Origin of the sequence: Pseudomonas moorei, assembly GCF_042846945.1 — a bacterium.
Lineage (GTDB): Bacteria > Pseudomonadota > Gammaproteobacteria > Pseudomonadales > Pseudomonadaceae > Aquipseudomonas > Aquipseudomonas moorei.
This window is the reverse complement of record NZ_AP035776.1, coordinates 533,295-554,575: the sequence shown is the minus strand read 5'-3', so window position 1 is coordinate 554,575 and position 21,281 is coordinate 533,295. Positions and strand designations below refer to the sequence as shown.

19 protein-coding genes are annotated in these 21,281 nt (G+C 60.4%); 5 read left to right on the top strand and 14 right to left on the bottom strand.

Annotated features, from left to right (window positions below):
* Window positions 1–168 precede the first annotated feature (168 nt).
* Window positions 169–1,119, top strand: a complete 951-nt coding sequence (locus ACGJAX_RS02670; RefSeq protein WP_090325471.1) for an LD-carboxypeptidase — start codon at window positions 169–171, stop codon at window positions 1,117–1,119.
* Window positions 1,120–1,194: 75 nt separating this feature from the next.
* Here ACGJAX_RS02670 and ACGJAX_RS02665 read toward each other — a convergent pair whose 3' ends face one another.
* From ACGJAX_RS02665 to leuS, 5 genes are all read right to left on the bottom strand, one after another.
* Window positions 1,195–2,517, bottom strand: coding sequence for a lytic murein transglycosylase (locus tag ACGJAX_RS02665; RefSeq protein ID WP_390957355.1), 1,323 nt, complete (start codon window positions 2,515–2,517; stop codon window positions 1,195–1,197).
* Between the two features lie 62 nt (window positions 2,518–2,579).
* Complete coding sequence (gene arfA / locus ACGJAX_RS02660; RefSeq protein WP_065908951.1) at window positions 2,580–2,744, bottom strand: alternative ribosome rescue factor ArfA; 165 nt, start codon at window positions 2,742–2,744, stop codon at window positions 2,580–2,582.
* A gap of 210 nt (window positions 2,745–2,954) precedes the next feature.
* Complete coding sequence (gene holA / locus ACGJAX_RS02655) at window positions 2,955–3,992, bottom strand: DNA polymerase III subunit delta (protein WP_090325466.1); 1,038 nt, start codon at window positions 3,990–3,992, stop codon at window positions 2,955–2,957.
* 39 nt (window positions 3,993–4,031) lie between these two features.
* Window positions 4,032–4,637, bottom strand: a complete 606-nt coding sequence (gene lptE, locus ACGJAX_RS02650; RefSeq protein WP_390957354.1) for an LPS assembly lipoprotein LptE — start codon at window positions 4,635–4,637, stop codon at window positions 4,032–4,034.
* Window positions 4,638–4,725: 88 nt separating this feature from the next.
* Window positions 4,726–7,332, bottom strand: a complete 2,607-nt coding sequence (gene leuS, locus ACGJAX_RS02645; RefSeq protein WP_390957353.1) for a leucine--tRNA ligase — start codon at window positions 7,330–7,332, stop codon at window positions 4,726–4,728.
* Between the two features lie 280 nt (window positions 7,333–7,612).
* Here leuS and ACGJAX_RS02640 point away from each other — a divergent pair, with 280 nt between their 5' ends.
* Together ACGJAX_RS02640 and ACGJAX_RS02635 are read left to right on the top strand one after the other, a co-directional pair.
* Window positions 7,613–7,933: a hypothetical protein gene (locus ACGJAX_RS02640; RefSeq protein WP_390957352.1), complete on the top strand. Its 321-nt coding sequence runs from the start codon at window positions 7,613–7,615 to the stop codon at window positions 7,931–7,933.
* Between the two features lie 105 nt (window positions 7,934–8,038).
* Entirely contained in the window at window positions 8,039–8,800 is a 762-nt protein-coding gene (locus ACGJAX_RS02635) for an ElyC/SanA/YdcF family protein (protein WP_390957351.1), read from the top strand.
* Between the two features lie 76 nt (window positions 8,801–8,876).
* On the opposite strand, the gene lnt is transcribed toward ACGJAX_RS02635, so the two are convergent.
* The 5 genes from lnt to miaB all read right to left on the bottom strand — a co-directional run bounded on the left by lnt (window position 8,877) and on the right by miaB (window position 14,333).
* The gene (gene lnt / locus ACGJAX_RS02630; protein ID WP_390957350.1) at window positions 8,877–10,400 is read right to left on the bottom strand and encodes an apolipoprotein N-acyltransferase; all 1,524 of its coding nucleotides are present in this window, start codon (window positions 10,398–10,400) and stop codon (window positions 8,877–8,879) included.
* Between the two features lie 16 nt (window positions 10,401–10,416).
* Window positions 10,417–11,256 (bottom strand): HlyC/CorC family transporter, encoded by an 840-nt coding sequence (locus tag ACGJAX_RS02625; RefSeq protein WP_046028710.1) that lies wholly within the window; start codon window positions 11,254–11,256, stop codon window positions 10,417–10,419.
* Window positions 11,257–11,261: 5 nt separating this feature from the next.
* Entirely contained in the window at window positions 11,262–11,756 is a 495-nt protein-coding gene (gene ybeY / locus ACGJAX_RS02620) for an rRNA maturation RNase YbeY (RefSeq protein ID WP_390957349.1), read from the bottom strand.
* Window positions 11,749–12,753 (bottom strand): PhoH family protein, encoded by a 1,005-nt coding sequence (locus ACGJAX_RS02615; protein ID WP_247254620.1) that lies wholly within the window; start codon window positions 12,751–12,753, stop codon window positions 11,749–11,751. The genes ybeY and ACGJAX_RS02615 overlap by 8 nt, the downstream gene beginning before the upstream one ends.
* A 251-nt stretch (window positions 12,754–13,004) precedes the next feature.
* On the bottom strand, window positions 13,005–14,333 hold the full coding sequence (gene miaB / locus ACGJAX_RS02610; RefSeq protein ID WP_248915618.1) for a tRNA (N6-isopentenyl adenosine(37)-C2)-methylthiotransferase MiaB: 1,329 nt from the start codon (window positions 14,331–14,333) through the stop codon (window positions 13,005–13,007).
* Window positions 14,334–14,468: 135 nt separating this feature from the next.
* On the opposite strand from miaB, the gene ACGJAX_RS02605 reads away from it, so the two are divergent.
* Window positions 14,469–14,798, top strand: a complete 330-nt coding sequence (locus ACGJAX_RS02605; RefSeq protein WP_024780849.1) for a DUF1820 family protein — start codon at window positions 14,469–14,471, stop codon at window positions 14,796–14,798.
* A gap of 140 nt (window positions 14,799–14,938) precedes the next feature.
* On the opposite strand, the gene ACGJAX_RS02600 is transcribed toward ACGJAX_RS02605, so the two are convergent.
* The 4 genes from ACGJAX_RS02600 to ACGJAX_RS02585 all read right to left on the bottom strand — a co-directional run bounded on the left by ACGJAX_RS02600 (window position 14,939) and on the right by ACGJAX_RS02585 (window position 18,457).
* The gene (locus ACGJAX_RS02600) at window positions 14,939–15,493 is read right to left on the bottom strand and encodes a tetratricopeptide repeat protein (RefSeq protein WP_090325448.1); all 555 of its coding nucleotides are present in this window, start codon (window positions 15,491–15,493) and stop codon (window positions 14,939–14,941) included.
* 225 nt (window positions 15,494–15,718) lie between these two features.
* Window positions 15,719–17,002 (bottom strand): glutamate-1-semialdehyde 2,1-aminomutase, encoded by a 1,284-nt coding sequence (hemL, locus tag ACGJAX_RS02595; protein WP_248915617.1) that lies wholly within the window; start codon window positions 17,000–17,002, stop codon window positions 15,719–15,721.
* 15 nt (window positions 17,003–17,017) lie between these two features.
* Complete coding sequence (thiE, locus tag ACGJAX_RS02590) at window positions 17,018–17,641, bottom strand: thiamine phosphate synthase (RefSeq protein ID WP_390957348.1); 624 nt, start codon at window positions 17,639–17,641, stop codon at window positions 17,018–17,020.
* Window positions 17,642–17,659: 18 nt separating this feature from the next.
* Window positions 17,660–18,457, bottom strand: a complete 798-nt coding sequence (locus tag ACGJAX_RS02585) for a bifunctional hydroxymethylpyrimidine kinase/phosphomethylpyrimidine kinase (protein WP_390957347.1) — start codon at window positions 18,455–18,457, stop codon at window positions 17,660–17,662.
* Window positions 18,458–18,863: 406 nt separating this feature from the next.
* On the opposite strand from ACGJAX_RS02585, the gene ACGJAX_RS02580 reads away from it, so the two are divergent.
* A complete protein-coding gene (locus tag ACGJAX_RS02580) occupies window positions 18,864–21,248 on the top strand; it encodes a 7TM diverse intracellular signaling domain-containing protein (protein ID WP_390957346.1) in 2,385 nt (794 codons plus the stop codon).
* The last annotated feature ends 33 nt before the right edge of the window (window positions 21,249–21,281 follow it).

Genomic DNA, 21,281 nt, shown 5'->3' with positions numbered 1-21,281 from the left:
AGCTGAAGACAGAAAAAACGCCCGCCAGGCAGTGAGCCGAGCGGGCATTTTTTTGTCTTGCCCACGACCCTCCGCGCTTTTTCCTGCAACCTGCGGGGCGACGAAGCCTCTTCTGTTTGCCCCCATTCCTGACTACTGTGTATTGAGGTTTTACGCAGGGAGATATGGATGACAGTTCGACCGACCCACACGCTTTGTCCAAATGCTCCCGTTCCGGCATTGCCGATGGAAGGGCTGATTGGCGTCATTGCGCCTGCCGGTCCGGCTGCGCTGGACACCCACAAGGCCGTGCAGTGGATGCGCGACCGAGGCTATTCGCTCAAAGTGTTTCCCGGCGTCTACGAAAAGGAAGGCTACCTCGCCGGTAGCGATGAGGTGCGGCTCAACGATTTGCATGCGGCGTTCGCTGATACCGAGGTCGACGCCATCATCTGCCTGCGAGGAGGGTACGGTACGCCACGCTTGCTTGACCGTATCGATTTCGACCTGCTGCGCAATAATGCCAAGCCGTTCATCGGTTACAGCGACATTACGGCGTTACACCTGGCGATCAGTCGCCATGCGGGTTTTGTGACGTTCCATGGTCCACTGCTCAATGCCGACCTGCTCGGCAAGCGGCAACAACCCACTGAGTCTTCGTTCCTCAACATGCTGCGTGGCCACTTGAAGACTGGCAGCGTGCTGGCGCATCCGGAGGCCTTCCCATTGACCACGATCGAGCCTGGCATCGCTCATGGACGCTTGCTGGGCGGGAACCTGTCGATGATTGCCGCAACCATGGGCACGCCTTACGAGATCGACGCCGAGGGTGTCATCCTGTTTATCGAAGACATCAACGAACCGCTGTATCGCATCGATCGATTGCTGACCCATCTACGGCTTGCCGGGACACTGCGCAAGCTGCGTGGCGTTCTGGTCGGAGACGTGGCAGGGGTCGATGTGCCCTCCCTGGAGCGATTGCTCAAGCAGACGTTCGAGCCGTTGCGGATTCCGGTGCTGTCCGGGTGGCGCAGCGGACATTGTGATCCGAATCTGACGTTGCCCATGGGCGCGCTGGTCAGGCTGAATGCGGGCAGGCAGGAGCTGCTGCTGGAGCAGGATGTGGTGATCAGGCGCTAGAACGGCACTGCCTGTCAGGTCGTCATCGCGGGCAAGCCGCCCCCCCCTGAGGGTGACGGTTTGCCCGCGAATCATTTAGCGGCTGCGAAGACCTTCCAGCAACTTGTGCGTCGGATAGCCATCCGCCGGCCAGCCAAACGACTGCTGGGCGCTGCGGATCGCCTTGCGCGTGTTGGCGCCGATGATGCCGTCCGGGGTGCCGGCATCGTAGTTCTGGGCGCTCAGCAGGTTCTGCAGTTCAATGCGCTCGGTACGGCTCAATGGCAAATCATCTTTCGGCCAGGTGCCGCTGATCAGGCCCGCGCCGTTGAAACGTTCGGCCAACAGGCTCACCGCCAGTGCGTAGGACGAAGAGTTGTTGTATTTGAGGATCGCGCGGAAGTTATCGAGCACCAGGAATGCCGGGCCGCGATAGCCGGCTGGCAGCAACAATGCGGCGGAGAGCTGTTCAGTGCCTGCCGGGGCCTGGCTTCCATTGGGCAGCGTGATACCCAGTTGGCGCCATTCGGCGACACTTTTGCGAATCGTGCCGTCAGCCAGGAAGTAGTTGAAGCCGCTCGGCAATTGCACCTCGAAGCCCCATGGCTGGCCTTTCTGCCATCCGGAGCTTTGCAGGTAATGGGCGGTCGACGCCAGGGCGTCGCTGGCACTGCCCCAGATATCCCTGCGACCGTCGCCATCAAAATCCACGGCGTGGGTGTTGTAGGTGGTCGGGATGAATTGGGTCTGGCCCATGGCGCCGGCCCAGGAGCCGAGCATCTTGTCCGGTTCGATGTCGCCCTGTTGCAGGATCTGCAGGGCGGCGATCAATTGCGCGTGAGCGAAGGCAGGGCGTCGGCCTTCATAGGCCAGGGTCGCCAGTGAATTGATCACCGATTTGTTGCCCTGGAACTGGCCGAAGTTACTTTCCATGCCCCATACCGCCACCAGGGCCTGGCGATCGACGCCGTAACGCTGCTCGATGCTTTGCAGGATGCCGTCGTATTGGCTGATCAGTGCCTGGCCTTTGCGTACCCGCAGTGGCGACAGGGCGCCGTCGAGGTATTCCCATACTGGTCGGGCGAATTCCGGCTGGCTGCGATCGGCACGAATCACGCTGGGGTCGAAGCTGACGTTGGCGAAGGCACGGTCGAACAGGTCGGCGCGGATACCGGCGGCCAGGGCCTCCTTGCGGAAACCTGCCAGCCATTCGGCGAAGGTCTGAGTCGGCTGGATGTCGAGATTTTCGTCGCTGGGTGCCACTGGCGGAACCACAGCAGGGGCGGTGGTGACGGGAAGGGTCTGAAGCGGCTGGGCGTCGGCGGCGGTGGGTTTTTCCGCGCAGGCGACTAGCAAAATGAGGCTGGAGGCAGCAATCAATTGGCGCAGGTGCCAACGACGGGAAAGACAAAGGGGCATGCACGGGTCCAGGGAAAACGGATCAGATGCAGACCTTAACATGTTGAGCCGATGCATGCCTTTCAGGCTGCCAGAAAGTAAGAAGCCTCCCAGCTATTAGACTGGAAGGCTTCGCGGCGGTAGCTGCCTTTGCCCTTGCCGGCTCGTTCCTGACGGCTGCGGAACAGTGGCTGGGCGATGATGGATTTGGCCTTGTTGGGGCCGTGTCTGGACGGCTTTTTGCTCATGATGGATGCTCGCAAGTGAGTGGTTTTTGCGGAGCAAATCATCCGCCGAAGTTGGGGTTCTGTCTATAGGGCGAGATGTCAGCCAATGCGCCGCCCCCTGTAGGAACGAGCCTGCTTGCGATCGAATCAGGAACACTGCGGGGAGCCAGACTCCCCGCGTTATCGTTAACGACCATCGCGAGCAGGCTCGCTCCTACAGGGGGGGCGAGTTCACTCGGCAGGCAGCGTAAGGCGCTGGCCCGCCATCAACAGCGTCAATCGACTCAAGCTCATCCACGGCGAGCCAGCTGCCTGGCCCTTGATCTGTGCATCGATGCGCTGTGCTTCGAGCAGCAACTGCGCCCAGCGTTGCGCCGAGTAGCGCTGCAGGGCTTTGCTCATCAGGGGTTTGCGCTTGTCCCAAACGGGCGGCTTGGCCTGGCTGAAGGCTTTGTCCAGGGGCGTTCCCTGGCTGTATTGCAATGAGATATTGGCCAGCAGGCGCAGCTCCCGGGCCAGCGCCCAGAGAATGACCGGCGGTTCGACACCTTCCCCGCGCAACCCTTCGAGCATGCGCAGGGCATGGGCGGCTTCACCGTTGAGAATCGCATCAGTCAGGCCGAAGACATCGAAGCGCGCACTGTCGGCCACCGCTGCCTGCACGGTTTCGATGGTGATCTGACCGCCTTCGGCCATCAGCTTGAGCTTTTCGATTTCCTGGGCGGCGGCCAGCAGGTTGCCTTCGACCCGTGCAGCAATCAGCTCGACCGCGTCCTGGCTGGCGGAAAGCCCGGCCTGGGACAGGCGCTGACGGATCCAGCTCGGCAGCTGGCTGACATCCACCGGCCAGATCTGCACGAACTGGGTTTGCTGACCTTCGACCAGGGCCTTGCCCCACTTGGTTTTCTGCGCGCTGCCGTCCAGCTTTGGCAGGCTGATCAGAAGCAGCGTGTCTTCGGCCGGTCGCGAGCAGTACTCGATGAGTGCGGCGGCACCTTTGTCGCCAGGTTTGCCGGAGGGCAGACGCAGTTCCAACAGGCGCTTTTCGGCGAACAACGACATGCTGGCGCCGGCTTGCAGCAGCGTACCCCAGTCGAAACTGGCATCGGCGGCAAAAACCTGGCGTTCATCGAAACCTTGCTGGCGAGCGGCGGCGCGGATCGCGTCGGCGGCTTCCTGACACAGCAAGGGGTCATCGCCACTGATGACGTAGACCGGCGCGAGGGCACCTTGCAGGTGTTTGCCGAGTTGAGCGGGGGCGAGTTTCATAGGCGAGGGCAAACGGGGCGTTTGAACGCCCCGTAAGTCTTACTGCTTCGGCAGTTCAACAGGCGACTGACGCGGTGTTTCCGCTTCAGCCTTCTGCGCCGCTTCCAGCGCCGCGGCTTCAGCCTTGGCCCTGGCATTGGCCGTCTGCTGCAACTGATCGAGCTGGGCCGGGGTCAGTTGTTGCAGGCGCAGGATCATGCGCTGAATCAACTCGCGACGGGTTTCGCCCCGTGCAGTTGCAGCTTCCTGGTCAGAGCCCACCAGATTGTTGCCGTCGTGGATGAAGATTTTCTGTACTTCAAGTTTGTCGCTCAACAGATCCAGGTTGTTCTGGCCACGGATGTCGTAATTGAGGACTGTGGTCACCTGGTATTCGCCAGTACGACCGGCACCGGCGTAGCTGAGGATGCGCTGGCTTTGCTGTTCATCGGTCAGCACCAGTTTGTAAGGTGCGCCGGTGTAGACCTTGACGCCGCTGCTTTCCAGCACCTGGCGCAATTGCGTCACGGTTTCGCCGTAGGCGTTGCGCGCGCTCAGGTCGAGCTCCTTGATCGCCAGTTCTGTAGTACCGGTGCCACGCAGCTGGAAACCGCAGGCGCTCAGCAGGACCGCAAGGCCCATCACCAGCAAATTGCGTTTGATCATTGTGTTGCTCCCCTTGAAACCACGTGGGCCGATCATGCGGCCCGAAAGGTTTTACGCGGCGCCAGGCATGAGCTGGCGCCTGATCCAATTAGCTGGCGACGATGTTGACCAGTTTCCCGGGCACCACGATTACTTTGCGAATGGTCAGACCGTCGACAAAACGCAGCACATTCTCGTTAGCCCGCGCGGCAGCTTCGACTTCTTCGCGGCTGGCGCTGGCCGGCATTTCGATATGGCCACGCAGCTTGCCGTTGACCTGGATCACCAGTTGCAGGCTGTCCTGCACCAGCGCGCTCTCGTCCAGCACCGGCCAGGCGGCGTCGATCACCGGGTCGGCATGACCCAGTTGATTCCACAGCTCGTGACTGATGTGCGGGGTGATCGGAGCCAGCAACAGGGTGACGGTTTCCAGGCCTTCCTGAACCAGTGCGCGGTCCTGCTCGGTGCCTTGCGGGGCTTTTTCCAGCACGTTCATCAGTGTCATCACCTGGGCGATGGCGGTGTTGAACTTGTGGTTCTGCCCGACATCATGGCTGGCCTGCTTGATGGCCTGGTGGATCGAACGGCGAACGGCTTTCTGCTCGTCGTTCAGGCTGGCGATATCCAGCTTGCCCGGCAGGCCCTGAACGACGTGCGCCTGAGCCAGACGCCAGACGCGCTTGAGGAAGCGGTGCGAGCCTTCCACGCCGGAGTCAGACCATTCCGCGCTCATGTCAGGTGGCGAGGCGAACATCATGAACAGGCGGCAGGTGTCTGCGCCGAACTGGTCAATCATCGACTGTGGGTCAACGCCGTTGTTCTTGGACTTGGCCATCTTCTCTGTGCCGCCGATTTCCACCGGCAGGCCGTCTGCGATCAGCTTGGCGCTGATGACCTTGGCCTTGCTGTCGCGTTCGAGTTCGACATCCGCCGGGTTGAACCAGGTGTAGGCACCGTTGGCTTCGCGACGATAGTAAGTCTCGGCGATCACCATGCCCTGGGTCAGCAGGTTCTTGAACGGCTCGTTGGAGCTCACCAGGCCTTCGTCGCGCATCAGCTTGTGGAAGAAGCGCGCATAGAGCAGGTGAAGAATCGCGTGTTCGATGCCGCCGATGTACTGGTCCACCGGCAACCAGTGGTCGGCAGCGGATTTTTCTACCAGGCCACCTTCAAAGTGCGGCGAAGCGTAGCGGGCGTAGTACCACGAGGACTCGACGAAGGTGTCCATGGTGTCGGTTTCACGCTTGGCAGGCTTACCGCATTTCGGGCAACTGCACTCGTAGAACTCGGGCATGCGCGCCAGTGGCGAGCCGGCGCCATCGGGTACGACGTCTTCCGGCAGCACGACAGGCAGTTGATCTTCCGGTACCGGCACGTCACCGCAGGTGTCGCAGTGGATGATCGGGATCGGGCAGCCCCAGTAGCGCTGACGGCTGATGCCCCAGTCGCGCAGGCGGAACTGGGTGCGCGAGGCACCAAGGTTTTTCTTGATCAGCGCCACTTCGATGGCGTCGAAGGCGCCGGCGAAGTCGAGGCCGTCGAACTCGCCGGAATTGATCAGCGTGCCGTGTTCACCGTAGGCGTCCTGCCATGGTGCCGGGTTGACGTCACCGGAGCTGGTGCGCACCACGGATTTGACCGGCAGGTTGTACTTGTGGGCGAACTCGAAATCGCGTTCGTCGTGGGCTGGAACAGCCATGACCGCGCCATCGCCGTAGTGCATCAGCACGTAGTTGGCGACCCAGACCGGCAACTTTTCACCGGTCAGCGGGTGTTCGACGAACAGGCCGGTCGGTACGCCTTTTTTCTCCTGGGTGGCGACGTCGGCTTCGGCGACGCTGCCGCCCTTGCATTCAGCGATGAACGCTTGCAGCTCAGGATTGTTCTTCGCGGCCAGGGTGGCCAGGTGGTGCTCGGCGGCCACGGCGACATAGGTCGCGCCCATCAGGGTGTCCGGACGGGTGGTGAAGACTTTCAGTGTGCCGGCTTCGCCAATGGAATCGACGTTGTACGGGAACTGCACTTCCATGCCGCGGGATTTGCCGATCCAGTTGCGCTGCATGGTCTTGACCTGTTCAGGCCAGCCAGTCAGTTCGTCGAGGCTCTCCAGCAGCTCATCCGCGTAGGCGGTGATCTTGAAGTAGTACATCGGGATTTCGCGCTTCTCGATCAGCGCGCCGGAGCGCCAGCCGCGACCGTCGATCACCTGCTCGTTGGCCAGAACGGTCTGGTCGACCGGGTCCCAGTTCACGGTACCGCTCTTTTTGTAGATCACACCTTTTTCGAACAGGCGAGTGAACAGCCATTGTTCCCAGCGGTAGTAATCAGGCTTGCAGGTGGTCACTTCACGCGACCAGTCCACCGCCAGGCCCAGGCTGCGCAGCTGGCTTTTCATGTAGGCGATGTTTTCGTAGGTCCACTTGGCGGGCGCTACGTTGTTCTTCATCGCGGCGTTTTCCGCCGGCATGCCGAAGGCGTCCCAACCCATGGGTTGCAGGACGTTCTTGCCTTGCATGCGCTGATAGCGGGAGATCACGTCGCCGATGGTGTAGTTGCGCACGTGCCCCATGTGTAGCTTGCCGCTGGGGTAAGGGAACATCGACAGGCAGTAGTAGGTCTCCTTGCCTGGCTGTTCACTGACTTCAAAGGACTTTTGCTCGTCCCAGAACGACTGGGCGGCGGCTTCGATTTCACGGGGCTGATATTGTTCGTGCATGGCTACTTTTGAACTGAATAGGGGTGGCCTAATCCTCTTCAATGCGACGCTGGACGGTGAACGCGCCTAATCGGCGTTTCGGTGCCCAGACGAGCTGGAAGTGGAGTTACAGGAAGCGCCGTAGCATACATGACCGCACTCTATCGAGGGAAACCCTGATTACGGCCGCGCGTCTCGCAAAAAACGCTGCGAGGGCCGTTGGTCGCGGCGTTCAGCCGGTTTGTTCATGGAAGCTAAGCTCTAACTGGGGAGTAGGTCTTATCTTCCAATGAGGTGAGGGATGGTTGATTCACAGCAAAAAGCTACAAAACCGGAGTTATACGAAAGACTGATAGATCGTCTTGGAATGGCCCTGGACGCGGCAAAAACCGCAGGCCGTCTACGTGATGAACGTCCACTGGAGCTTGAATTGCGCGGCTTGAGCCCCGCAGAGTTTGCCCTGGTCAAGGCGTATCTGGATCGTTGTGAGCGTGAAACGCACGGATGCTTGTCCGAGGCAGTGAAGCAACTTGATGCACCGCGTTCAGCCAAGATCATCTGGCTCAAGGACAAAACATCCGGCAGAGACGCGGTAAAGGTCCGGTCTCTGCATTGCAAGTAAGGCATAGCGCCATGCACCGGGGTTTTTTGAAGCATAGCCCTTCCGTATTTATTGTCGCATTGCGTCAACCCACTTAGGCTTCGGGCATCTTCAAGGAGATGCTCGATGCCTTTTCGTTATTTCTTAAAACAACTGCTATTGCCGCCGGGCATTCTGTTGCTGCTGCTGGCGCTTGCCTGGTGGTTGCGCCGCTCAAGGCCGAGGCTTGCCGGTGTGTGTTTTGCCTTGGGCCTGGGCGGTTTCTGGTTGATGAGCCTGCCCATCGTGGTGCAGTGGGGCGCCGGGTTCCTTGAGCGCGAGCCACCCTTGGCGCGCGACGAGTGGGCAACATTGGCCCGGCATGCCGATGCGATTGTGGTATTGGGCTCGGGGCGCGAACGGGGCGATCCGGCGTGGGGTGCCGATCAACCGACGGGTATTGGTCTTGAGCGCCAGCGTTATGCGGCGCGCCTGGCCAAGGCTTCGGGCTTGCCGGTCCTGACCAGTGGCGGGTTGCATTACGGCACGCCGCCGACCGAGGCCAGGATCATGGCCGATTCGCTGCACGATGATTTCGGTGTCACTGTTCGATGGCAGGAAGGGCGTAGCCGTACCACTTGGGAAAACGCGCAATTCAGCGCTGAAGTCTTGTTGCCTGAAGGCATCAAGCGCGTGGTGTTGGTGACCCAGGCCTGGCACATGCCCAGAGCCGTCTGGAGTTTCCGTAAGGCGGGGTTTGAAGTGGTGCCGGCGCCCGTGGGGTTTTTAGGCGTGGACAACGCCCGACCGCTGGGTGGCTGGATGCCGGAATTCAAATCGATCTGGCAGAGCGGGCAGTTGGTTAATGAGGCGGTGGGGCAGGTAGGTTATTCGTTGTTTTACCGATAGCGATGGCAGGTAAGCACCCTGTGGCGAGGGTGCTTGCTCCCTCGCCACAAAAAGCCCTCTGTCCAAGGCTCACAAGTCAGACCGTCTTGGCCATCCGGCTGGCAATCAACGCCCAGCCAAACAACAGCACGCACAGAATGATCAGCGGCCATGAACGCCATTGAAGATAAGGCGTCAGGTTGTGCATCGGCACCACGTCGCCATACAGGATGCCGCGCTCGAACTGCGGGATCTGCGCGGTGATCTGGCCGAACGGGTTGATCAGGCCGCTCACGCCGTTGTTGGTGGCGCGGATCATCCAGCGACCGGCCTCCAGGGCGCGCATCTGCGCCATCTGCAAGTGTTGCAGCGGACCGATCGAGGTGCCGAACCAGGTGTCGTTGCTGATGGTCAGCAGCAAATCGCTTTTGGCCGCGAGGCCGGCCGCGAATTCCGGATACACCACTTCGTAGCAGATGAATGGCGCAATCTGGTAACCCTTGGCCTGCAACATGATCTGATCGTCCGGGCCTCGGGCGAAGTCCGACATCGGCAGGTCGAAGAAGGCGATCAACCCGCGCAACAGATCCTGCAATGGAACGTATTCGCCAAACGGCACCAGTTTCTGCTTGAGGTAAGTGCCATCGCCTTCACCGACAACGGTGATGCCGTTGTAGAAGCGTTTTTCGTGATGGGCCATCTGGCGGATTGGCACGCCGGTGATCAGTGCCGATTTACGTTCTGCGGCAAAGTTTCCCATCATGTTCAGGTAGCCCTCGGCGGACTCCTTGAGCACTGGCACGGCAGTTTCCGGCCAGATCAGCAGGTCGGCGCGCTTGGAACTGAAGCTCATGTCGCGATAAAGCGCCAGTTGCGCATTGAGCTGCGCCGGGTCCCACTTCATGCTTTGTTCGATGTTGCCCTGGATCGCCGCGACACTCAGCGGTGCGCCCGAAGGGCTGGTCCAGGCGTGGTGCTTGAGGGCCATGCCGGCGACCCAGGGGCCGACCAGCAGCAGGGCGCCCGCCACGATGAAGCCCTTGCGTCCGCTGCGCACCAGGCGCATGCCGTTGTAGATCAGTGCGGCGGTCAGGGCCAGGGTGAAGGAAATCAGCCACATCCCGCCCAGGGGGGCGAGCCCGGTCAGCGGGCCATCGAGCTGGCTGTAGCCGGAGTAGAGCCATGGGAAACCGGTGAGGAACCAGCCACGGAACGCTTCCTGGCCAACCCACAGCGCTGCAAATGTCAGGGCGTCAGCCAGTGGCGCTTCGTTGCGTCTTAGCCAGCGCGCCCAGAGCCAGGCGGGCAGGGCAAAGAACCAGGCAATCGCCGCCGTGAACAGCAGCATCAGGAACCCCGCCAGCAACACCGAGGCGCCACCGAAGTTGTGAATGCTGTAGTAGATCCAGCTGGTACCGGCGCCAAACAGGCCAAAGCCGAAACACCAACCGCGACCAAGGGCCTGGCGAGGGCTCAGCTCGCGTAAGCCGGCATAGAACAGGCCGACGGCAAGCAGTGCCAGAGGCCAGATATTAAACGGCGCCAACGCCAGGGTGGTGATTGCACCGGCCGCCACGGCCAGCAGGTTACCGGGCCAGCCGGGGCGGGTTGTCCAGCGCATTTCTATCCTTAATGTTTTACCGGGCGATGGGCGTCAAGCGCAGCAGATGAATCCGACGACTGTCGGCGTTCAGGATGCGGAAGCGATAGGGGCCGATTTCGGTGATTTCGTTGCGTTTTGGCAAGTGCCCGAATGCACTCATCACCAGGCCTCCGACGGTATCGAACTCGTCGTCGGAGAACTCACTGTCGAAAAATTCGTTGAAGTTCTCGATCGGCGTCAGGGCCTTGATCAGGAAATCTCCGCTGGGCAGCGGCTTGATGTAGCTGTCTTCTTCTACGTCGTGTTCGTCTTCGATGTCGCCGACAATCTGTTCGAGCACGTCTTCAATGGTCACCAGGCCCGCCACGCCGCCGTATTCGTCAATGACGATGGCCATGTGGTTGTGGTTGGCGCGGAATTCGCGCAGCAGCACGTTCAGGCGCTTGGACTCGGGCACGAACGTGGCCGGGCGCAACAGGTCCTTGATGTTGAAGCTGTCGCCATTCTCCCGAAGGATCAACGGCAGCAAGTCCTTGGCCAGCAACACGCCCATCACGTCATCGTGGCTTTCGCCGATCACCGGGTAGCGGGAGTGGGCCGAGTCGACCACGGCAGGCAGGAACTCGCGGGGTGTCTGGGTCGCCTTGATGCTGACCATCTGCGAGCGCGGGACCATGATGTCCCGAACTTGCAGGTCAGCGACCTGGATGGCGCCTTCGACGATGGCCAGCGCTTCGCTGTCCAACAGTTTGTTTTGGTGTGCGTCGCGCAGCAGCTCCAGTAGCTCCTGGCGGTTTTTCGGCTCGTGGGCAAAAGCCTGGGTGAGCTTACCCAGCCAAGACTTCTGCCCGTTGCTCGATCGATCTTCGCTCATAGCGATTACTCTGAATCCTTTGTTGTAACGGTTGGGGATGTATCGGTTTCGTCGTCTGCATACGGATCGGGATAGCCCAATTCTGCAAGCAACGTTCGTTCCAGTGCTTCCATTTCCTCGGCTTCGTCGTCATCTATATGGTCGTAACCCAGTAGATGCAAGCAGCCGTGAATCACCAGATGGGCCCAGTGGGCCTGGAGTTCCTTGCCCTGTTCGGCGGCTTCGCGCTCGACCACAGCCACGCAGATCACAAGATCGCCCAGCAATGGGATGTCAAGAAACTCGTCGGGTACGTCGGCAGGGAATGACAAGACGTTAGTGGCGTAATCCTTTTGCCGCCAGGTGTGATTCAGTTCGCGGCCTTCGGCTTCGTCGACCAGGCGAATGGTCATCTCGGAATCGGCGCTGCGCTGGCGCAAGGCCGGCTCGCACCATTGGCGGAACTCGGCCTCGCTGGGGGCGGGCGCCTGGGTAGCCACTTGCAGATCAAGCTCAAGCATCGCGGCGGCTGTCCTTTGGCGCTTCATCGGTCGCGCGGTTCTCGAAGCGCTCGTAGGCTTCGACTATGCGCTGCACCAACGGATGGCGCACAACGTCCTTGGGCATGAAATGGGTAAAGCTGATACCCGGCACGTCTTTCAGTACTTCGATCACGTGGTGCAGCCCGGATTTGGTGCCTTTAGGCAGGTCGACCTGGGTGATGTCACCGGTGATGACGGCGGTAGAGCCGAAGCCGATCCGGGTCAGGAACATTTTCATTTGCTCGACCGTAGTGTTCTGGCTTTCGTCGAGGATGATGAAGCTGTTGTTCAGCGTGCGCCCGCGCATGTAAGCCAATGGCGCGACTTCGATGATCTGGCGTTCGATCAGCTTGGCGACGTATTCGAAGCCGAGCATCTCGTAGAGTGCGTCGTAAAGCGGGCGCAAATACGGGTCGATCTTCTGGGACAAATCGCCGGGCAGGAAGCCGAGTTTCTCGCCCGCTTCGACCGCTGGACGCACCAACAGAATGCGGCGGATCTGCTCGCGTTCCAGTGCATCGACCGCGCAGGCAACCGCCAGATAAGTCTTGCCGGTACCGGCCGGGCCGATGCCGAAGTTGATGTCGTTGCCGAGGATTTCCTTCACATAGCGCAACTGATTCAAGCCGCGAGGGCGAATCATGCCTTTCTTGGTGCGCAGGGCGACGGAGGCTTCAGCGGGGGAGTGATTGTCCAGTTCTTCGACGGCCGATTCCTGCAGGAACAGGTGAACCATGTCCGGCGACAGCTCGGTACCCTTGGTTTCCCGGTACAGGCGGCGCAACAGGTTTTCCGCGGAGGTGGTGTGTTTGGGTTCGCCGATCAGCTCGAACTGATTGCCGCGGTTGCGGATCTCGATGGTCAGGCGCTGTTCGATCAAGCGCAGGTGCTCGTCGAATTGCCCGCACAGATTGGCGAAGCGGCGAGCTTCAAAAGGCTCGAGGATGAAACGATGTGGTTCGATGGGTGCGTTCAAGGTCGTATTTAGCCGCCCTGGGGCAATGGTGATGAGTTCAAGGATAGCGCCAGTGGCGTGGGTGCGAAAGCTCTTAAAACAGTCTCGTGTGATTCCCTGTGGCGAGGGAGCTTGCTCCCGCTGGAGTGCGAAGCGCTCCCGAGTCTGCCAACCTCAGTCTTACTGGGTGATTGAGGCGCCTGGTTTGCGTTTGCTGCGCAACCGAGCGGGAGCAAGCTCCCTCGCCACAGAGACTTTCTGATGCCTCACTGTTATTGAATCAGCGAGCCCCGCAGCGAGTGCGGCTGTGCGGCATCGATGTGCACGTCGGCAAACTGACCGATCAGGGTTGGATTGTCACACTTGAAGTTGACGATACGATTATTTTCGGTCCGGCCTTGCAGCTCGCCGGGGTCTTTTTTCGAATAATCGGTGACCAGGATCCGCTGGATCGACCCGACCATTTGTCGGCTGATTTCGAAACCTTGTTGGTTCAGGCGATGTTGCAAGGCGTTCAGGCGCTCTTTTTTCAGCTCTTCCGGGGTGTCGTCGGGCAAATCGGCGGCCGGTGTGCCTGGACGCGGGCTGTAGACGAACGAATAGGAAAAGTCGAAACCGACGTCCTGGATCAGTTTCATGGTCTGTTCGAAGTCTTTCTCGGTCTCGCCGGGGAAACCGACGATGAAGTCCGAACTGATGCAGATGCCCGGTACCGCGGCCCGCAGCTTGCGCAGTTTGGATTTGTATTCCAGCGCGGTGTGATTGCGCTTCATCGCCGCGAGGATGCGGTCCGAGCCTGACTGCACCGGCAAATGCAGGTGTTTCACCAGTTCCGGCACCTCGGCGTGGGCCTGAATCAGGCTGTCGGAAAATTCCAGCGGATGCGAAGTGGTGTAGCGGATGCGGTCGATGCCATCGATGGCGGCGACCACGCGGATCAGCTCCGCCAGATCGGCCAGGCGACCGTCGTGGGTCGTGCCGCGATAACCGTTGACGTTCTGCCCAAGCAAGGTCACTTCGCGCACGCCGTTTTCGGCCAGGTGAATGATCTCGGCGATCACGTCGTCGAACGGCCGGCTCACTTCTTCGCCGCGGGTGTACGGCACCACGCAGAACGTGCAGTACTTGCTGCAGCCTTCCATCACCGACACATAAGCGCTGGGGCCGTCGATGCGCGGCTCGGGCAAGTGGTCGAATTTTTCGATTTCCGGGAATGAGACGTCGACTTGCGGCAGCTTGCTGATGCGCGCCGCGTCGATCATTTCCGGCAGGCGGTGCAGGGTCTGCGGGCCAAAGACGACGTCCACGTAGGGCGCGCGATCACGGATGGCGGCGCCTTCCTGACTGGCCACGCAACCGCCGACGGCGATGACCATGTCCGGGTTGGCCAGTTTCAGTTCGCGCCAGCGGCCGAGCTGAGAGTAGACACGATCCTGAGCGCGTTCGCGGATCGAGCAGGTGTTGAGCAGGATCACGTCGGCGTCTTCTGCGCGAGCGGTGACTTCCAGGGCCTGGTGTTCGCCCAGCAGATCGACCATGCGCGAGCTGTCGTACTCGTTCATCTGGCAACCGTGGGTTTCGATGTAAAGCTTCTTGGCCATGGATAGAGTCATCACGTGATTCAAAGAACCGCGCATTATAGGGAACATGAACCCAGGTTCCTACCGCTATGCGTCCGGCGGCTATGCTATAGTTCGCCCCCCATTTTTTATCCCTCGATGTGTTACCCGCCCACCATGACCAAACGTGAAGCTCCAATCTACAAGGTGATTTTCCTCAACCAGGGCCAGGTGTTCGAAATGTACGCCAAGCAGATCTATCAAAGCGATCTGTGGGGCTTTCTGGAAGTGGAAGAGTTCGTCTTTGGCGAGCGCACGCAAGTGGTCGTCGATCCGAGCGAAGAGAAGCTCAAGGCTCAGTTCGAAGGCGTGGTGCGCAGTTTTGTGCCAATGCATTCGATCGTGCGCATCGACGAAGTCGAGCGCCTGGGCACGCCGAAAATCAGCGAAGCCCGAGGCACGGTCGGCAATGTCATGCCATTTCCGATGCCGATGCCTGAGAAGTAAGCCTCTGGATTGAGTTGTCCCCATCGCGAGCAGGGCTCGCTCCCACAATGAATCGTCCGCGAACACAATATTTGTGAACGCCAGAAATCAATTGTGGGCGCGAGCCTGCTCCGATGGGGTCGGAAAGATCGGTACAGAATTCAAGGCAGCGGTGAGAAAGGCGTACGCCCATCAGCGCTCTGCAATTCCATCAGGTATTTGCGGAAAATTTGCCCTAGCACCTGGGTAGCCACTTCCAGTTCCTGGCGGGGCATCTTTTCGGAGACTTCGTCGGCGGTGTCCAGCGCATCTTCGTCGCCATTGACCGCAGCCATTTTCAGCAGGATATAGGCCTGAACGTTATTGGCCGGTACGCCTTCACCGTGGAAAAACATGGTGCCGAGTTTGAATTGCGCCTGGGCGTGGCCTTGCAGCGAGGCTTTTTCGAAATAGCTCAGGGCTTGATTGAGGTCGCGTGGCGCGTTTTTGCCTTCATAGTAGAACTCACCCAACTCGTATTGCGCCTGGGCATCCCCTTCATCCGACGCTTTCTGGCAGGCGGCGAGTGCCTGTGCCAGGTCTTGCGGCTGGGTATTGAGGGTGCAGCGACCCATCGCTGGGATTAACAACGAGTTACCGCCTGCTTGTGCGAGCGCGAGCAGGGGCTGAAGGAGCAACAGGCAGCCCAGTGAAAGGGCGCGGCCGGTGCGGTTCATGGGAATCGACTTACCTCTGAAGGGCGCGCGGACCCATCGAGGGGATCCAATAAGCGCGCATTATGAAATAAGCAGGGCCAACCTTACAAAGTCTTTACTCGTTTTTCTGCTGCGCGGGAAATATATCGCCCACTTTGCTGGAGATTATTGGCAGACGAGTAGGAAAAAACGCGGGAATGTAGGTGAAAGCTGACGCTGGCAATGGCCAACGTCAGCTGGATCACATTACTTCAGTGCGGCGAAGGCGCGTTCAGCGGCATCCAGAGTTAGTTTCAGCTCGGTTTCGCCGTGGGCGATCGAGGTGAAGCCGGCTTCGAAGGCGCTCGGTGCCAGGTACACACCGCCCTCGAGCATCAGGTGGAAGAAGCGACCGAACAGCGCCGCATCGCTGGCCATCACGTCATCGAAGGTCACGATGTCGTCGGCGCCGCTGAAGTACAGACCGAACATGCCGCCGGCCTGGGTGGTCACGAACGGGATGCCCGCCGCGTCGGCACGCACTTGCAGGCCATCGAGCAGGCGTGTGGTGTAGTCGGTCAGCTCCGCGTGGAAACCCGGACGGCTGATCAGGCGCAGGGTGGTCAGGCCTGCCGCCATCGCCAGCGGGTTACCCGACAGCGTACCGGCCTGGTAGACCGGGCCCAGGGGCGCGATACGCGACATGATTTCGCGTTTGCCGCCGAAGCAGCCCACCGGCATGCCGCCACCGATGATCTTGCCGAATGTGGTCAGGTCCGGCGTTACACCGTAGTAAGCCTGGGCGCCGCCCAGGGCGACGCGGAATCCGGTCATCACTTCGTCGAAAATCAGCACGACGCCGTGCTTGTCGCACAGGGTCCGCAGGCCTTCGAGGAAGCCTGGTGCCGGTGGTACGCAGTTCATGTTGCCGGCCACCGGTTCAACGATGATGCAGGCCACGTCCTGGCCGACTTCGGCGAGCATCGCTTCAACCGCGTCTATATCGTTGAATGGCAGGGTCAGGGTGTGTTTGGCGAACGCCGCCGGTACACCGGCCGAGCTCGGTACGCCTTGGGTCAGGGCACCGGAACCGGCCTTGACCAGCAGGCTGTCGGAGTGACCGTGGTAGCAGCCTTCAAATTTGATGATGCTGTCGCGACCGGTGAAACCGCGGGCCAGACGAATGGCGCTCATGGTCGCTTCGGTGCCGGAGCTGACCATGCGCACCATGTCCATCGACGGCACCAGCGAGCAGACCAGGTCGGCCATCTGGGTTTCCATTTCGGTCGGCGCGCCGTAGGACAGACCGTGCTCCAGCTGTTTACGCACCGCGTCCAGCACGTCCGGGTGGCTGTGGCCGAGAATCATCGGGCCCCAGGAGCCGACGTAATCCACATAACGCTTGTTGTCTTCGTCGGTGACGTAGGCGCCTTCAGCGTGTTTGAAGAACAACGGCGTGCCGCCAACGCTCTTGAACGCGCGCACCGGCGAGTTCACGCCACCGGGAATGTGTTTCTGGGCATTGGCAAACAGGGTTTCGGAACGAGACATGTGCGGACTCTCAAATCAGATTTTTAGTAATTCATTGAATGCGCGGGCGCGGCGGGTCACTTCAGCCGTGCTTTCGGCGCCAAACAGACCATGCACCACCGCCAGCAGATCGACGCCATGGGCCACCAGCGGGGCGGCGTTGTCCAGGGTGATGCCGCCGATCGCACAGATTGGTAGGTGCAGTTGCTGGCGTGCCCGGTCCAGCAGATCGAGGCTGCAGGTCGGGGCGCCGGGCTTGGTGTTGGAATTGAAGAAACGCCCGAACGCGACGTAACTGGCGCCTTCCTTGACGGCTTGCTCGGCCAGTTCGAGTTGTGCGTGGCAGGTCGAACCGATGATGGCTTTGGAGCCGAGCAGGGCGCGGGTCGGCGACAGCGGGCCGTCGGTCTGACCCAGGTGCACGCCCACGTTCAGGCGTGCGGCCAGTTCAGCGTCGTCATTGATGATCAACTGCGTCTTGTAGCGATCGCACAAATTGCGCAGGGTTTCGGCCTCGCGCAGGCGGCGGGCCTCATCGCTGCTCTTGTCGCGGTACTGCAAAAGGGCGACGCCGCCTTCCAGCGCCGCCTCCACGTACGAGAGAAATTTACCGGCCAGCAACTGGCTGTCGGTAATGGCGTACAGGCCACGTAGTTTCATCGGACAGGCCTCATGGCGTTACGAACAGAAGTCCAGTGGCAGGCGGCGTGGCACGAATTGCCCTTTGCCCAGCTGCTCCGCATCACGCAGGGTGCGCCACGTGTAGTTAAGTGCAGTCTGTACGGCGCTGGCGAGGTTTTCACCCTGGGCCAGACGGCCGGCGAGGGCGCTGGCCAGGGTGCAGCCGGAACCGTGATAACTGCCGGGCAGGCGCTGACAGGTAAAGGTGTCGCGATGACCGTCGCGGCTGTAGAGGCGATTGTGGATTTCGGTTTCGTCGCCATGGCCACCGGTGATCAGCAGGTGTTTGACGAACGGCAGGAGTTTTTCAGCGCACTCGTCCGCGGTGCCTTCTGGCAGTTCGGCGAGGATGCGGGCTTCGGGAAGGTTGGGGGTGGCGATGATCGACAAGGGAAGCAGGCGTTCACGCATGGCGTAGCCGACTTCGTCCTTGCCCAGGCGTCCGCCGCCGCCGGCGCGCAACACCGGGTCGCAGACCACCGGCAAATGCGGGTGCGCCGAAAGCAGTTCGACCACGGTGTCGACCATTTTCAGTGAACCGAGCATGCCCAGTTTGACGGCCGCGACCTCGGAATCGTTGAGCACGGCATTGGCCTGGGCCAACACCCACTCACGGTCGAGGACGCGGAAGTCAGTGACATTGACCGTGTCTTGCACGGTCAGGGCGGTGACGGCCGGAGCCGCATGGCAACCCTGAGCGAGCAGGGCTTCGATATCTGCCTGCAAGCCGGCGCCACCACTTGGGTCGTGGCCGGAGAGACAGAGGACAACGGGGCGAGAGCTATAGATATTCATGGTGCGCGAGCTTACCACCAAACATCTTTTTTCGGGTGCGGCGACATGCTTGTGGCGAGGGCGCTTGCTCCCGCTCGAATGCGAAGCAGTCGTAAAGTCCAATGGCCCGGCGCAACGGACAAACTGTTGGGGCCGCTTCGCTGCCCGGCGGGAGCAAGCGCCCTCGCCACAAGCACGTTGCCCGGCGATTTTTGCTGCCTGATCAGTCAAACAGCTCTATCTCAATAATCTTCTCTGGAACACCCGTGCTAGAGCCTTTGTAGGAAAAATTTCAGTAGTGCTCAATGGCCATCAACGGCTATGCTAGAGTGGATCCAAATCAATAACAGGTAACACCGGTTTTACGTCTACTCAAAAGGAATGGGGGGCTTCCTGACAGGACCGGACAGGCCACGCTGGGGCACCAATGCGCTATTTGCTGATGTTGATCTTGTGTTTGCCCCTTTTGGCGAACGCCATCGAATTCGATGAGTCCACTCAAAGCCTTCCCCTGGGCCGATCCCTGCAGGTGTTTGAAGACGCAGGGGGGCAGGCAACCATTGCCGATGTGCGCGCCCAGGCAGCGGCCGGCAACTTCAAGCCTCACGATAAAGACACCCTCAATGCCGGATACTCGCGTTCGGTGTTCTGGCTGAAAATCGATCTGCGCTACCGCCCGACCGACCCGACGGTGCAACGAACCTGGCTGCTGGAACTGGCTTATCCACCCCTCGATCACCTTGACCTCTACTTGCCTGATGCGGCCGGTAACTATCAATTGGTTCGCCGGACGGGCGATGCCTTGCCGTTCGCCAGTCGCGAGATCCGTCAGAACAACTACCTGTTCAATCTGAATTTCACCGCCGACCAGTCGCAAACCCTGTACCTGCGTCTGCAAAGCGAAGGCTCGATCCAGGCGCCGGTGACATTGTGGTCGAGCACGGCGTATCTCGAAGAACAACCGGTGCGCCTCTATGTGCTGGGGCTGATCTACGGCGTCCTGTTGGGCATGGTGGTCTACAACCTGTTCATCTACCTCAGTGTGCGCGACACCAGTTACCTCTACTACATCGTCTACATTGCCTCGTTCGGCCTCTACCAGCTCTCGGTGAACGGCGCCGCCGTGCAGTATTTCTGGCCGGACAATCCCTGGTGGGCCAACGCCGCGACGCCATTTTTCATTGGTTGCGCCGGACTGTTCGGCAGCCAGTTCGCTCGCAGTTTCTTGCAGACAGCCAACCACAGTCGTTGGCTCGATCGCTTGTTGCTGGCATTGGTGGCGTTCAGCGCGCTGGTGGTCGGGTTGTCCTTGATGACCAGCTACGCCCTGGCCCTGCGCCTGGCCACGGCGCTGGCACTGAGCTTCACCGTGGTGATTTTTTCTGCGGGGATTTTCGCCTGGCTGCGGGGCCTGCGGGTGGCGCGGTATTTCATCATTGCCTGGTCGGCTTTTTTGCTGGGGGGCATCATCAACACACTGATGGTGCTGGGTTACCTGCCGAACGTATTCCTGACCATGTACTCCAGCCAGATCGGTTCGGCCATTGAAGTGGCGCTGCTATCTCTGGCCCTGGCCGACCGCATCAACGCCATGCGCGAGCAGCAGGCGCAGACGTTGCTCGACGCCGGGCAAAAACTGGAAGTGCTCAACCAGCAACTGGCCCGCAGTAACAAGCTCAAGGACGAATTCCTCGCCACCCTGACCCATGAACTGCGCACGCCCATGAACGGGGTGATCGGTTCGCTGGAGCTGATGCAGACCGTCGAGATGGACCCCGAGCTGGAGCAATACCAGCAAACAGCCGCGGGATCGGCGCGGGAAATGATGCGCATGGTCAACGGCATTCTGACCCTGACCGAGTTGCAGGCCGGCAAACTCAAGGTCTACCCCGAGACCTTCAGTTTGCGCGGTGTGATCGAGGCATTGCGTGTGCAATTCGACGGCAATGCGTCGGGCAAGTCGCTGGACTTCAAGGTCGACGTGGCACCCGGCGTGCCGGATCGACTGCATGGCGATAGCACCAAGCTGGCGCAATGCCTTGAGTGCCTGCTGGATAACGCGATCAAGTTCACCAAAGTGGGCGGGCTGGCGTTGCGGGTGACGGGGAAGGCTGTGGAGCCTGACCGGTTGGCGCTGTCTTTCGCAGTGATCGACACCGGTATCGGCTTTACCGATCTGGGGGAGGCGACCATGTATCAGCGCTTCTTCCAGCTTGACGGTTCGATGACCCGTGAATACGGCGGTTTGGGCGTGGGGCTGGCCATTTGCCGGCAGTTGGTGGAATTGCTTGGTGGACGCCTGACTCATCGCTCGGAGCCTGGACGTGGGAGTCGCTTCCAGCTCGATGTCGAGTTCGAAGTGCCGGCACTGGAGCATTCGGCAGCGCCCTCCATGGCTCGGGATTTCCCGCGCCTGCGCCTGCCGCAGGATTGCTCGGTGCTGCTGGTGGACGAAAACAGTATCAATCAGCTGGTGATGCGCGGCATGTTGCTCAAGCTCGGTTTCCGGGTCCGCACCGCTGACAGCGGCCTCACTGCACTGGAGTTGTTGCAGCGTGAAACCTTCGACGCCGTTTTGCTCGATTGTCAGTTGCCAGCGCTGGACGATGTGTCGGTCTGCTGCCAGATCCGCGCCTTGCCGGGCTGCGCCGACGTGCCGATATTCATGATCGCACTGGGTGTTGACCGGGAGCGCTGCCCGACTGGCGCAATGATCGACTACCTGAGCAAGCCGGTGAAATTCGAAGATTTGCAGGTTGCGCTCTATCGTCGGGTGCTCTGCGCGAAACAGGGTGAAAGCGCCGGAAGTTAGGCGGATATGACACTTTGTTCGGCCGAGGTGCGG